This is a genomic window from Kangiella japonica (genome assembly GCF_039523535.1).
GTDB lineage: Bacteria > Pseudomonadota > Gammaproteobacteria > Enterobacterales > Kangiellaceae > Kangiella > Kangiella japonica.
The window spans coordinates 1-15,337 of sequence record NZ_BAAAFM010000003.1 but is presented as its reverse complement, the minus strand read 5'-3'; the positions used below and the strand labels follow the sequence as shown (position 1 = coordinate 15,337).

Genomic DNA, 15,337 nt, shown 5'->3' with positions numbered 1-15,337 from the left:
AGATAACAAACGATTAAAGTCTTAAAAGGAAGGGCAGCAATGCTCTTCCTTTTTTTATGCCACGCTTTTAGTAATGAACATAGATTTGATACTAAAAAGTTGTCCGAAAAAATAAATACGACAAAAACGAGTAAATATCATGGCTGATTTACAAGAAATTATCCAACAGGCTGAGCAAGAAATCAGCAAGGTAGAGTCCTTACCCGAACTGGAGCAGGTTAAAGCTCGATTTGTGGGTAAAAAAGGGCTAATCACTGCTCAAATGAAGCAGATGGCAACTCTACCTCCAGAAGAAAAGCCAAAGTTTGGTGCGCGCGTCAACGAAGCGAAGAAAGAAGTTTTCGCTATTATCGAAGCCAAACAAACGGCTATCAAAACAGCTGAAATTAATGCAAAGCTTGCCAATGAAACTGTTGATGTCACTTTGAGTGGTCGTAACTCAGAGGTTGGTGGGGTGCACCCAGTGAACCGCACCATGAGACGAATAGAGTCGTATTTTGGTCAGATGGGCTTTTCCGTGGCAGAAGGCCCTGAGATTGAAGATGACTTCCATAACTTTACGGCTTTAAACATTCCTGAGCATCACCCAGCACGAGCGATGCACGATACGTTTTATTTTGATGCCAGTCGTTTATTGCGTACACATACCTCACCGGTTCAGGTGCGAGTGATGGAAAATGCTGAGCCTCCTTACCGTATCATCGCGCCAGGCCGCGTTTATCGTTGTGACTCAGACTTAACGCATACACCGATGTTCCATCAGGTTGAGGGCCTTTTGATTGATGAAAGTACCACGTTTGTTGATCTTAAAGGCGTTCTTTATGAATTTGTTACCCACTTCTTTGAAAAAGACTTAGGGGTTCGTTTCCGCCCATCATACTTCCCATTTACGGAACCATCGGCGGAAGTGGATATTGAGTGTGTGATGTGTAGCGGTAAAGGCTGTCGTGTGTGTAGTCACACCGGCTGGTTGGAAATTCTTGGTTGCGGTATGGTTCACCCGAAAGTACTTGAGTCAGTCGGCGTCGATAGTGAAAAGTACACAGGATTTGCCTTTGGTATGGGCGTTGAACGCTTAACCATGTTGCGCTATGGCGTGAATGACCTGCGATTGTTCTTTGAGAACGATTTGAACTTCCTTAAGCAATTCAATTAATTGGGTGGATAAGAATGAAATTTAGTGAACAGTGGTTACGTGAGTGGGTAAACCCTGAAATTTCCACTCAAGAATTGGTCGACAAGTTGACCATGGCTGGTTTAGAAGTTGATGGTTTTGAATATTTAGGTGATAGCTTCTCGGGCGTTGTCGTGGGTGAAATTGTTGCAGCTGAGCAACACCCTGATGCTGACAAGCTTCAAGTTTGTACCATTAACGTTGGTGACGCTAGCGACGAAGAATTACAAATTATCTGTGGTGCACCTAATGCACGCAAAGGAATTAAAGTGGCTGTGGCTATGATTGGCGCGGTATTGCCTGGCGACTTCAAAATTAAAAAGGCGAAATTACGTGGCGTTCACTCCTTTGGCATGTTGTGTTCTGAAACTGAGTTAAACCTTGGAGAAGGTAGCGATGGCATCGTGGAATTACCGTTAGATGCTCCTTTAGGCCAAGACTTAATAGAATTTTTAGACTTAAATGACCATGTGATTGACGTGGATCTAACGCCAAACCGCGGCGACTGTTTAGGTATTAGTGGTATCGCTCGTGAAGTGGGCGTTTTAACGCAGACAGATGTGACTCCAGTTTCGCCTAAAGCGGTTGCGGCTGAAGTCAGCGATAAGCTTGATATAAAGCTTAGTGCTCCTCAGGCCTGCCCACGGTATTTAGGTCGTGTCATTAAGGGGATTAATCCACAAGCCCAAACTCCACAGTGGATGGTACAAAAAATTGAGCGCTCTGGCGTTCGCTCTATCGATCCTGTGGTTGATGTAACTAACTATGTCTTGCTTGAGTTAGGCCACCCGATGCACGCTTTCGATTTGGCTAAGATTGATGGTAGCATTGACGTGCGCATGGCTAAAGACAATGAAAAACTTACCTTGCTCGATGGGCAAGAAGTTGAGCTGAGCAGTGATACATTGATGATTGCCGACGATTCCAAAGCACTGGCGATTGCCGGCGTAATGGGTGGTGAGCATTCAGGAGTTAGCGCTGAGACTAAGGATATCTTCCTTGAGAGTGCTTATTTCGATGCTATCGCGGTAGCGGGCAAGGCGCGCCAGTATGGCTTGCATACAGACGCTTCGCATCGTTATGAACGTGGCGTTGATTATGAATTACAGCGTACTGCTATGGAGCGAGCGACAGAGCTGTTGTTAGAGATTGTTGGCGGTAAACCAGGTGATATTATTGAAGCCGTCGATAAATCAGCTATGCCAAAAAAGAGACACTTAACACTGCGTCGAGAGCGAATAGAGCGCGTAGTCGGAGTTAGTTTTGATGATGAGTTAGTAGAAGACATCTTAACTCGCCTTGGCTTAGGGTTAGCGCCATCTGAAAAAGGCTGGGATGTTTCTGTGCCAAGCTTCCGTTTCGACATCGATAACGAAGAAAGTTTAATTGAAGAGTTAGTTCGTGTTTACGGTTATAACAAGTTGCCAATTCGCAAGCCTCAAGGCGAAATGGCGATGTTTATGCAAAATGAAAGTCGTGTATTTAAAGATGTTTTGCGTGATGTGCTAGTAAACCGCGGCTATCAAGAAATCATTACATATAGCTTCGTTGAACCAAAGCTCCAAGCCGTGTTAGAGCCAGCCATGAAGCCATTGTCACTAATGAATCCTATTTCAAGTGAAATGGGGGTTATGCGCACTAACTTACTTCCGGGCTTAGTACAGGCTGCACAGTTTAATACGAATCGTCAGCAAAACCGTATACGTTTCTTTGAAATCGGTTTACGTTTTGATACTTCGAGTGATGATTTACAACAGATACCAACTATTGGCGGTATTTTAGCTGGACGTCGTCATTTAGAATCCTGGGAAGATGATGCGCGTAAGGTCGACTTTTATGATGTAAAAGGAGATATCGAGGCACTTCTAAGCACAACTAAGCGTCGTTTTGACTTTGTACCTTCTGAAAAGTCGATATTACACCCAGGCCAATCAGCAGATATTCACTTTAGCGGGAAGAGGGTTGGTTATGTCGGTAAGCTGCATCCTCAAACACAGCAAACCGTTGATCTTGACTTGGATGTTTTTGTGTTTGAAATTGATATTGATGCATTATCTGAGCGTGAATTGCCAGAATTTACACCATTATTGAAGTTCCCATCGATTCGCCGCGATTTGGCTGTGATTGTTGATGAAAACGTAAAAGGTGGGGAATTAATTGATTTTATTGTAAAAATTGGTGGTAAGTTACTGACAGATGCCTTTATATTTGATATATACAAAGGTGAGCATCTTGAGCAAGGAAAGAAAAGTGTCGCTTTGGCAATGACATTGCGTCACCCAGAGAAAACTTTAGAAGATGCGGAGATTAATAAAGTAGTAGATAAAGTTGTTGCGGGCTTAGAAGAGCAGTATCAAGCGGTATTGCGTAGCTAATACTTAAACTAACCCATAACTTAAACGTCTACTTTTAGATAGCGGAGATTGAATATGGCATTAACGAAAGCTGATATGGCAGAGCGTTTATATGAAGAACTTGGTTTGAATAAACGTGAGTCGAAAGAAATAGTGGAGGCTTTTTTTGAGCAAATCCGCGATTCCTTAGAGCAAGGGTATAATGTCAAGCTCTCAGGCTTCGGTAACTTTGAACTGCGTGATAAAGCACAGCGCCCAGGACGCAACCCTAAGACTGGGGAAGAAGTCCCGATCAGCGCGCGCCGTGTGGTTACGTTTAAACCTGGTCAAAAACTTAGAGGGAAAGTAGCGGACTATGTTGGAACCGAGCAATAATAACGAACTACCAGCAATCCCTGGAAAACGATATTTCACCATTGGTGAAGTTAGTGACTTGTGCGCCGTTAAGCCTCATGTCTTGCGCTACTGGGAGCAGGAGTTTGAGCAACTCGACCCTGTTAGGCGAGGTAATAGACGCTATTATCAACGTGAGGACGTATTAATCGTTCGTCAAATTCGTTCTCTGCTGTATGAGCATGGCTATACCATTGGCGGTGCAAGACAGTGCTTAGAAGAAGGTGGGGAAATAAGCCCTGCTGCCGAAAAAGCTCAAATCGATGAAATCATCGAGGAGCTTGAAAAGATTAAGCGTTTCTTATCGATTTAAGACCAACCCCTTCATCATTTATCTATTGTAATTTATTTGGAAAACGGTACTATGACGCCGTTTTCCAAACATACCTATTTATACAGTCGGAGCGTGGCGCAGCTTGGTAGCGCACTTGCATGGGGTGCAAGGGGTCGGAGGTTCAAATCCTCTCGCTCCGACCAATTCTTTCTGAAACTTTCTAGTTTTGCATTCTTTAAAATGACAAAAATGTAAAATTTACTAACACTTTTCTTTTTTTGCTACTAGTTATCATAATTTTAAAGTATATTGTGCTCGCTAAACGATGATGAGTGTTTGTTATATAAAAAATACAATAAAACAATCACTTATAAATGAAGCGTATGTTATTTGTTATGATTAAGCAGGACGCGTTTAGGATAATCTGTAAAAAATAGATATGATTGTGTTTATATTTATTCTAAAATTGCATAAAAAATGGGCAGGTCAAGTAATAATTCCTCGAAGAAGGTTTTTTAACCCAACTTATTTTATTCCGCTGGACTGGTTAACGCTGAAGCTGTGTAGTAGTTCACAATCATAAAGATTTGTGAAATCTGCTTGCAGACTGTGCGTATATTTGTAGATTCAGGGTATTATTGATATTAAGTAATAATACTAAAGGCTTGAAGTGAATAACTTATAGTTGGATTGAAAAAGCTTTCACATCTTTTTGATTCACTTCAAGTTATGCTGAGATTCACGAGAATCTTAGAGCTCGGCTTTAAGTTTGTTTGTAAATTGTAAAAAAAGCTGACAGCCAATAGTAGTTTAATTTGCAGATGACTGCAAAAGGTAATTACTAAGGTGTTTCAGCTAAGTATTCGCTATTGAGTCAGTTGCTTTTTCCACAGAGGTAAACCAATAGTAGGTTTGAATTTTGGCCATGTCCTACATTGTAGAACGATTATGTAAAAGTCATGTATGACTCGAGCTCACCAGGATAGTGAAGAAGCGACAGGGTATTTTTAGTATTTGGTATTTATTGGGTAGTATTAATGAGAAATATTTTGGGTGGGTTTTTTGGGTCGTCTTTTTTAAAAATAAGAGCAAAGTCATTGAAATTAGCGAGTAAATCGGCTTTTGGTGTCTTTGCTTTATTAATGGTAACGAATGCCCATGCGGTTGATTACCCCTCAACAATAGACAATACTGTCAATGTTACCTTGCCAGCAGGCGTGATAGATAACAACACGGCTAATAACCAAAACGGTGGCTGCTCTGTAGCTGATCCTACGTTGGCAGCCTGTGCGACCGACTCCAACTCTCTCAACGTTGTTACGCCAGAGCCAACAAAGTCATTTTCTCCTTCAGTACCTATTGATTATAATGGTTTTGCTACCCTAACTATTACACTAACCAATACCAATAACTTTGTTGCAACTTTACAAGCAGACTTTGTAGATAATTTACCTGCGGGCGTTTACTTAGCGACTCCTGCTGATGCGTCTAAAACTTGTGGTGGCTCAGGCGCGTTGACCGCTGTTGATGGTGGAAGCGCAATTACACTTGGCGCAGGTGCAACGATTCCAGCAAATAGCTCTTGTACTATCACCGCCACAGTTACCAGTGATACTGCCGGTACTCACACTAACCAGCTTCCTGCTGGAGCTTTGGATACTGGAATGGGGCAAAGTGCTCCTGCATCTGCAGATCTCGTCGTTGATCCACCTGCTGAATTAATAATCACTGGCACGCCTCAACCTGAAACTGACTCGGGAACTACAACTTTTACTTACACGGTGAGTATTAATAACGGCATTAACACGACTGAAGACATCACATTCGACTATTTCACCACGGACGGCACCGCTGAGGCTGGGACGGACTATATTGGAATTGTTGATGGTTCTATTTCAGGCATAATCCCTGTTGGTAGTTCAAGTACGACCTTTAATGTGACGGTTTATGGCGACACTGTAACCGAGCCGGATGAAACTTTTAATCTAGCTTTAAGTAATATTTCCTCCAATGCCGTTGCTGCCCCTGGCACTCATACTGCTACGATTTTGAATGATGATAGTGCAAGCATTGCTATTGAAGACGTCACCGTCAATGAAGCAGATGGCACCATCACCGTTGATGTTACTTTAACCGGTAGTACTTCTGCTGGATTCGATGTTGACTTTGCAACAGCTGACGATACGGCAACAGCTGGCTTACCTGCTGTTGGAGACTATGGTGCTGCTTCAGGTACACTAAACTTTGCCGGTACCGATGGTGAAGTCCAACAGGTTACAGTAACCATCTATGATGACATTAATATAGAAAGTGACGAAACCTTTAATATTAATTTATCAACCATCACTGGTGGTTTAGCTACTATTGCTGATGCCACTGGTGTTGTAACAATTCAAGATAACGACAGCGTGGTTTTGGCTGAGTTTGATTCGGCGGCCGATAGCGCAGATGAATCCATCACTGACGAACCTCGTTTGCTTATTTTAGGTGTATTGCCTAACGATGCGACAATCAACGTCAATGTAACGGGTGGCACTGCCACTGGCTCTGGTACTGACTATACTAACGTTGTCACAGTCACTATTCCGGCGGGTACTTATGATGGTAGCCAAGGGACCTCGATTCCAATTAACTTAACGGTTGTTGACGATAACATCCTCGAGTCTGACGAAACTATTACGTTTGAGCTTACTAGCGCAAATCCACGTTTAATTCTTGGCGATGCGGATTTAGACAGTAATACCCAAGCGACCAACACTTACACCATTCAAGATAATGATCCAATTACCGTTAGCGTAACCGCGAATGATGCGGCTGCTGCGGAGCCTGCGGATAACGGTCAATTTACAATCTCGCTAAGCAACCCTAACGCAGTTGATACAACGGTGACTTATGCTGTTTCTGGTACAGCAGCAGCGACCGATGACTATACGGCTTTAACCGGAACTGTCACGATTCCTGCTGGCGATACTACAGCAACTGTGGACGTAACGGTTGTCGACGACAGCATCGTTGAAAATGATGAAACGGTTATTCTTACGCTAAGCACCACGAGCGACGGCACCATTGATGCAGGTAATAACCAAGCCACGGTTACTATAGCGGATGATGATGACTTGGTGGTTAGTATTTCTGCCAATGATCCTACTGCGGTAGAGCCAGCCGATAACGGTCAGTTCACGGTAAGCTTAACGAATACGAGCTCAACCGACACTACGGTGACTTATGTGGTTGCTGGCACAGCTACCGCAACAGATGATTACACAGCACTTTCTGGCACAGTAGTTGTGCCTGCTGGCAGTCTTTCGGCCACCGTTGATGTATTAGTGGTTGATGATAACCTTGTAGAAGTCGACGAAACGGTAGTGGTAACTTTAGACACTACAAGTACCGGTACCATTGATGCAGTTAATGATGACGCAACCGTTACCATTTCTGATGATGACACGGCTAGCATTGATATTAACAGCGTCACCGTAAACGAAGCTGATGGTACCGCTAGCTTTAATGTCACCCTAACAGGCGAAGTACAAGGTGGCTTTAGTGTTGATTTCGCTAGCAATAACGCTTCTGCAGAAGCCGGTTCGGATTATGTGGCGAATTCTGGAACGCTAAATTTTGCTGGGACTGCTGGTGAAATTGAAGTCATTACTGTGACTATTAATGATGACAGTTTACTAGAAGCTACGGAAACGTTTGAAATCAACTTAAGCAATAGTTCTAACGCAGCGGTATCAATTAACACGCCACAAGGTATCGGAACCATTACCGATAACGACGCTGCTAGCATAGTTATTGATGATGTTACTGTGGATGAGTCTGGCCCTAACGCTATTTTCACAGTGACTCTTACAGGCAATGTTCAAGGTGGCTTTACGGTAGATTATGCGACTGCTGACGATACTGCGACAGCGGGTAGTGACTACACGGCGACTTCAAATACATTAACCTTCGCCGGCAATAATGGCGAAACTCAAACCTTCTCAGTACCCATCACTGATGATGGATTAGCAGAAGCGACAGAGACTTTCTTTGCCAACCTATCCAACATCTCGAACACGCTCGTCACTATAGCGGACGCACAGGGTGTTGGTTCTATTACTGATAACGATAATGCTAGTTTGGCGATTAATGATGTTACGGTAAATGAGGCTGCAGGAACTGCAGAGTTTACAGTAACTCTTACTGGTGATGTGCAGGGTGGTTTAACTGTTGATTTTGCAACCGCAGACGATACTGCATTAGCTGGTAGTGACTATGTGGCTAACTCAAACACGTTAACATTCGCTGGAACGAATGGTGAAAAGCAGACTATTAGCGTTGATATAACCAATGATTCGCTTGTTGAAGCAACTGAGAGTTTCTTTGTTAACTTAAGCAATGTGAGTAACGCTGTAGTTACTCTTAGCGATGCCCAAGGCGTTGGCACCATTACCGATAACGATAACGCTAGTCTGGCAATCGATGATGTGACGGTGAACGAGGCTGCGGGTACTGCAGAATTCACAGTGACCTTAACTGGTGATGTGCAGGGCGGTGTTTCTGTTGATTTTGCAACAGCTGACGACACTGCAAACGCTGGCAGCGATTATACAGCTAACTCAGGCACCTTGAATTTTGCCGGAACTACTGGCGAAACTCAGACCGTACAAATTGATATTACGGACGATGCAGTTGCTGAAGCGTCGGAAACCTACTTTGTTAACTTATCCAATGTTTCTAACGCTCTAGTGACTTTAAGCGATAACCAAGGGCTGGGAACCATTACGGATAATGATACGGCGAGTTTGTCGATCAACAATGTCACCATTAATGAAAACGCAGGAACTGCAACCTATACGATTACACTCGATAACGCAGTTCAGGGTGGCAGTGTTGTTAATTATTCCTTTACAGACGGTACCGCGACAGGTGGCGTCGACTATGATAATACAACAGGTAGTGTGACATTCGCAGGAACTGCTGGTGAAACTCAGTCTTTCACTGTCGATATCTTTAATGATGCGATTTATGAAGGTGATGAAACTTTTACAGTGAATATTGATGCTGTAAACCCAGTCATTAATGACACCGACTCTGCGACCACAATTATTGATGATGAGGCCTTGGATATTTCAGTGACGGCTAGCGTTGCGAATGCTTCAGAGCCAGGCACGGATGGTGAGTTTACGATTCATTTAAGCTCAGTCAGTGCAACGGATACTACCGTTAATTTAAGCTACTCAGGCACAGCAACCGATCCTGCGGACTACAGCTTAAGCAGCAGTGGCACAGGAACAACTACAGTAGTAATTCCAGCGGGCGCATCGAGTGCAACAGTTGATGTAGTGGTGGCGAATGACGCCATTGTTGAGCCAACCGAAACTGTAGTTGCCACTATTGATAGCGTCAGCCAGGGTAATATTACAACGGCGACGGCTACTGTAAACATTGCTGATGACGATACAGCCGCAGTCACTATTGAAGACGTATCTGAAAGCGAAAGCGTGGGTTCAGCGACCTTCACCATTACCTTGAATAATGATGTTGCTGGTGGAACTAATGTTAGCTACAGCTTTACAGACGGTACAGCGACAGGTGGCGGTACGGATTATGATAGTACTGCGGGCTCCGTTTCATTTACCGGGACAGCCGGCGAAACCAGAACCTTCACCGTTGCCTATAATGATGACAACATCACAGAAGACGACGAAACTTTTGTTGTTGAATTAAACGCCGATAATCCAGCAGTAACGGATACCGATACGGCGGTAGGTACAATCGTTGATAACGATGTCTTAACGATTGATATTGCCGCTAGTGTGGCGACGGCCTCAGAGCCTGCATCGGATGGTGAGTTCACTATCAGCCTAAGCAATCCTAGCGCAACTGATACTGATGTCTTTATCGACTATGCGGGTACGGCAACTGATGGTTCAGATTACAATTTAACTGGAGCTTCTGGCACGACAAACGTGACTATTCCTGCGGGAAGCACTTCAGCAACTGTTGCGGTAGAAGTTCTCGACGATGCTCTAGTTGAAGGCAGTGAAACTGTTGACGCGACTATTACGGCAGTAAGCAACGGCAACATTGGCACAGCGACCGACACCGTATTTATTAATGATAATGATTCACGCGTTACAGTCGAAGATGTGAGCGTTAATGAAGATGATGGTTTCGCTGTTTTCACTATTACCCTAGAAGAGGCAATATCAGGTGGCACTGACGTTACCTATAGCTTCACCGACGGCACAGCCACAGGCGGTGTGGATTATGATAATACTGGTGGCACCGTTAATTTTACGGGTACGGCTGGTGAAACTAGAACTTTTAACGTTGCTATTACTAATGACGCGATTGTTGAAGGTGATGAAACCTTTACTGTAAATCTTAGCGCAAGTAATCCTAACGTTATTGATACAGATACGGCTGTAGGCACTATCGTAGATAATGATGCTCTTACAGTCTCAGTGTTTGCTACCACGCCGACAGCACAAGAACCTGCTACTAATGGTGAGTTTACTGTCAGCTTAAGTACGACAAGTGCTTCTGACACAACAGTCACTGTGGCATATTCAGGTACTGCCACTGGCGGCACCGATTACAACTTAACGGGTGCAAATGGTACTACTACAGTAGTTATCCCAGCCGGTTCGACCGATGCTGTGATATCAGTTGATGTTATCGACGACAACATTGTTGAAGGTGATGAAACCGTTGTTGCAACAATTACCAATACTGATCAGGGCACGATCAGTAATGCGTCTGACACGGTAACTATTGATTCTGAAGATTCTGCCTCTGTAACCGTAGAAGATGTCACTGTTTCGGAAGCTGGTAGTCCAGCGACTTTTAGGATCACTCTAAATGGTGAAGTTGCTGGTGGTACAGACGTTACTTATAGCTTCACCGACGGCACAGCAACTGGTGGTGTCGATTACAACAACACGGGTGCTACAGTAAGCTTTGTTGGTAATGATGGTGAATTTGTGGATGTGGATGTGGCTATCATACAAGATGCCATTGTTGAGTTTGACGAAACCTTTACATTCAATATGTCAGCAAGTAATACACTTGTTGATGCTAGCGATACCGCAACTGGCACTATTACCGATGACGATACACCGCTAGTTACTTCTATTACCGCAACGTCACCAAACGCTTCTGAGCCAGCGACCAATGGTGTCTTCACTGTTAGTTTAAGCGCTGAAAGCTCTACGGATACCGTGGTAACCGTTGATTACACGGGTACGGCGAACAACCCTGCTGACTATAATCTGACAGGCGCTTCGGGTACGACTACCGTAACGATTCCAGCTGGAAGCATGTCTGCCACAGTTGATGTCAATGTTGTTGATGACAACCTTCTAGAAGGCGACGAAAACGTTATTGCAACCATTACTAGCGTGAGCAACGGTAATATCGGTAATGCTTCTGACACTGTAACCATTAGTGATGACGACAATGCTGCTGTAACGATTGCAGATGTTACTGTTAGCGAAAGTGATGGCTTTGCAAACTTTACAATAACGCTAGATAACGCTGTAGCTGGTGGAACTGTGGTGAACTATAGTTTCACTGATGGCACAGCAACGGGCGGGAATACTGATTACGATAGCACTTCAGGTTCGGTAACATTTGCCGGAACTGCGGGTGAAACTCAATCCTTTGCCGTCGCCATAACTGATGATGGCCTTGTTGAAGGCAACGAAACCTTTACGGTTAACCTAGATGCTTTGAATCCTCTTGTTAACGATAGTGATACAGCGACAGGCACCATTACTGATAATGATAACTTAGTTGTTTCTGTTACTGCCAGTGTTGGCGCTGCCAGCGAGGGCGGTGTTGATGGTGAGTTCACAGTCAGTTTAAATACAGTAAGCGCAACCGATACTACAGTAACATTGAGCTATGCTGGTACTGCGGCTGATCCAGCGGACTACACCTTAACTGGTGCTAATGGTACGACAAGCGTAGTGATTCCGGCAGGGTCTACGACTGCCACAGTTGCAGTCAATGTTGTCAATGACTCTATTGTTGAGCCGACAGAAACGGTGGTTGCGACCATCGATGCAGTATCAAACGGTACTGTCGGCAATGCTTCGGACACGGTCAATATCACAGACAACGACACAGCGACCGTTTCGGTGAATGATGTCACGATAGCGGAAGACGGCACTAATGCTGACTTCACGGTAACCTTAAATGGTGATGTCGCCGGTGGCGTGAGCTTTAACTACACCACAAACGATGGCACCGCGACAGCGGGTAGTGACTACACGACAACGTCTGGCACGCGCACCTTTACAGGTACGAATGGCGAAACCATTACCATCAGCGTACCTATTACCAACGACACCACGGTTGAAGGCGATGAAACCTTTACGCTGGACTTAAGTAACCTAACCAACACGGGCGTTACTTTCAGTGATGACCAAGGTTTAGGCACGATTACCGACAATGACTCTGCGACGGTTGCGGTTAGCGACGTCACGGTAGCCGAAGACGGCGTTAATGCAGACTTTGTCGTGACCTTGACGGGCGACGTGCAAGGTGGCGTAAGCTTCAATTACACCACGAACGATGGCACCGCTTTAGCGGGTAGTGATTACACTGCGACGTCAGGCACGCAAACCTTCACCGGTACGAATGGCGAAACCATTACCATCAGCGTTCCTATCACCAACGATACGATTGTTGAAGGCGATGAAACCTTTACGCTGGACTTGAGTAACCTTACGAGCACTAGCGTTACCTTCAGTGATAACCAAGGCTTAGGCACCATTACTGATAATGATGGGGCGAGCGTTGCGATTAATGATGTTTCGATAGCGGAAGACGGCGTAAATGCGGTATTCACGGTGACTTTGACCGGTGATGTGCAAGATGGCTTCACGCTGAACTACACCACGAACGATGGAACGGCGACCGCGGGTAGTGACTACACCACAGCGAGCGGTAGCTTGAGCTTCACTGGCACAACGGGTGAAACGCGCACCATTACGGTACCGATTACGAATGACACCACGGTTGAAGGCGACGAAACCTTTACCGTTGACTTGAGTGGTTTAAGCAACGCGGGGGTCACTTTCAGCGATGCACAAGGTTTAGGCACCATTACGGATAACGACAGCGCGACAGTCTCGGTGAGCGATGTCACGGTTGATGAAAGCACAGCAACGGCGGACTTCACGGTCACGTTAAGCGGCGACGTACAAGGTGGCGTAAGCTTTAACTACACAACAAACGACGGCACAGCGACAGCGGGTAGTGACTACACGGCAGTCTCTGGAACGGAAACTTTCGTTGGTAATCTAGGTGAAAGCATCACTATTAGCGTGCCGATCTTAGAAGACACTTTGGTCGAAGGCTCAGAGAACTTCACTTTAGATTTAAGTGCTCTAACCAATAGCAGCGTAACCTTCAGCGATGATCAAGGTTTAGGCACCATTACTGATAATGACAATGCCGCAGTTACTATAAATGATATGACTGTTGATGAAAGCGATGGTACTGCTACTTTCACCATTACTTTAGATAATGAAGTGGTTGGCGGCACAGTCGTGAATTACAGCTTCACCAACGGTACAGCGACCGGCGGCGACGACTTTGATAATACTGCAGGTAGCGTGGTCTTTGTTGGCACACCAGGCGAAACTCAAACGTTCGATGTTACGATCTTTGAAGACACTATTGTCGAGGGCACTGAAACCTTCACCGTTAATATCGACGCTGTGAATCCGTTAGTGACCGACACTGATACGGGCCTAGGAACTATCACTGACAATGACAACCTGGTTGTTTCAGTGGCGGCAACAACTGCAGCAGCCTCTGAGCCAAATGTAGATGGTGAGTTTACGGTTAGTCTAAATACCACAAGCTCAACCGCAACTACTGTAACTATTGGTTACACAGGTAGCGCAACGGACACCAGCGATTACACCTTAACCGGTGCCGATGGAACAACCTCTGTTGTTATTCCTGCGGGTGCAACAACTGCATTAGTGACTGTTGATGTCATCGACGATCTTATGACTGAAGGCGATGAAACCGTTGTCGCAACGATTTCGTCGGTCAGTAACGGTACTATAGGCACAGCCACAGATACCGTGACTATTAGTGATAATGATACTTCTGAAATCACGATAGAAGACGTTTCAGTTAATGAAGCTGACGGCAATGCAACTTTCACCATCACATTAAATGGTGCATTAGCTGGCGGCACAGACGTCAACTACAGCTTTACCGATGGTTCAGCGACTGGTGGAAACACTGACTATGACAGTACTGGTGGCACAGTGACCTTTACTGGCAACGATGGCGAACAAAGAACCTTCTTGGTCCCAATTACTAACGATACCATCGTTGAAGGTAACGAAACATTTACTGTCAATATTGACGCTGTGAACCCATTGGTTATAGATACCGATACTGCCACTGGCACAATTGTAGACAACGATACATTGTCTGTATCGATTTCAGCAACGGTGGCGGCTGCCGCGGAACCTTCGACTGATGGCGAATTTACCATTTCACTAAACACAACAAGTGCAACGGATACGACGGTAACGATCGATTACACTGGTTCGGCAACAGCAACGTCAGATTACAATCTGACTGGTGCAAACGGCACAACTTCGGTGGTTATTCCTGCGGGAAGTACAACGGCTAATGTTGCCGTTGAAGTGATTGATGATGTCGCTGTTGAAGGTGATGAAACGGTAATTGGTACAATTACAGCTGTATCAAACGGAACGATCAGCACAGCTAGCGATACTGTAACTATCTCTGATGATGATAGAAACTTGGATATCGCACCGATAAACGAGTCTACACCCGAAAATACCGCTCATACTACGTCACCAGCGGATCTATCCCCAGGTGATACGCCAGTTGGAACGGTAATTTATTCTATAACCGGCGGAGCCGATGCAACCTTGTTCACGCTTGACCCAGCGACGGGTGAGTTGACTTTACCGGCTCAAGACTTTGAAGCGCCAGCGGATGCGAACGCGGACAACGTCTATGAAGTACAGATCACTGCTACAGATGGAGCGGGTAACACGGCCGACGAGTTGGCGACAGTGACGGTCACCGATGTGGCGGAAACGGCGAACTTGGACATTGCGCCAATCGCAGAAAGCACGCCAGAGAACGCGG

At 45.1% G+C, this 15,337-nt stretch carries 5 protein-coding genes and 1 tRNA gene; all 6 read left to right on the top strand.

Annotated features, from left to right (window positions below):
• Window positions 1-139 precede the first annotated feature (139 nt).
• Window positions 140-1,156 (top strand): phenylalanine--tRNA ligase subunit alpha, encoded by a 1,017-nt coding sequence (gene pheS / locus ABD128_RS03525; protein WP_343986631.1) that lies wholly within the window; start codon window positions 140-142, stop codon window positions 1,154-1,156.
• A gap of 14 nt (window positions 1,157-1,170) precedes the next feature.
• Window positions 1,171-3,549: a phenylalanine--tRNA ligase subunit beta gene (gene pheT / locus ABD128_RS03520; protein WP_343986629.1), complete on the top strand. Its 2,379-nt coding sequence runs from the start codon at window positions 1,171-1,173 to the stop codon at window positions 3,547-3,549.
• Between the two features lie 54 nt (window positions 3,550-3,603).
• Window positions 3,604-3,903 carry an integration host factor subunit alpha gene (locus ABD128_RS03515; RefSeq protein ID WP_046560878.1) on the top strand — a complete coding sequence of 100 codons (300 nt, stop codon included), beginning with the start codon at window positions 3,604-3,606 and terminating at the stop codon, window positions 3,901-3,903.
• Window positions 3,884-4,234, top strand: a complete 351-nt coding sequence (locus ABD128_RS03510; RefSeq protein ID WP_343986620.1) for a MerR family transcriptional regulator — start codon at window positions 3,884-3,886, stop codon at window positions 4,232-4,234. The genes ABD128_RS03515 and ABD128_RS03510 overlap by 20 nt, the downstream gene beginning before the upstream one ends.
• Before the next feature lie 87 nt (window positions 4,235-4,321).
• Window positions 4,322-4,398 (top strand) — tRNA-Pro (locus tag ABD128_RS03505).
• An 894-nt stretch (window positions 4,399-5,292) separates the two neighbouring features.
• Window positions 5,293-15,337 (top strand): Calx-beta domain-containing protein (locus tag ABD128_RS03500; protein ID WP_343986616.1); only part of this gene is annotated, 10,045 nt, incomplete at its 3' end.

Excerpts from the sequence above, each read along its gene's own strand:
- pheS (WP_343986631.1), top strand. The coding sequence starts at position 140 with ATGGCTGATTTACAAGAAATTATCCAACAGGCTGAGCAAGAAATCAGC.
- ABD128_RS03510 (WP_343986620.1), top strand. The coding sequence starts at position 3,884 with ATGTTGGAACCGAGCAATAATAACGAACTACCAGCAATCCCTGGAAAA.
- pheT (WP_343986629.1), top strand. The coding sequence starts at position 1,171 with ATGAAATTTAGTGAACAGTGGTTACGTGAGTGGGTAAACCCTGAAATT.
- ABD128_RS03515 (WP_046560878.1), top strand. The coding sequence starts at position 3,604 with ATGGCATTAACGAAAGCTGATATGGCAGAGCGTTTATATGAAGAACTT.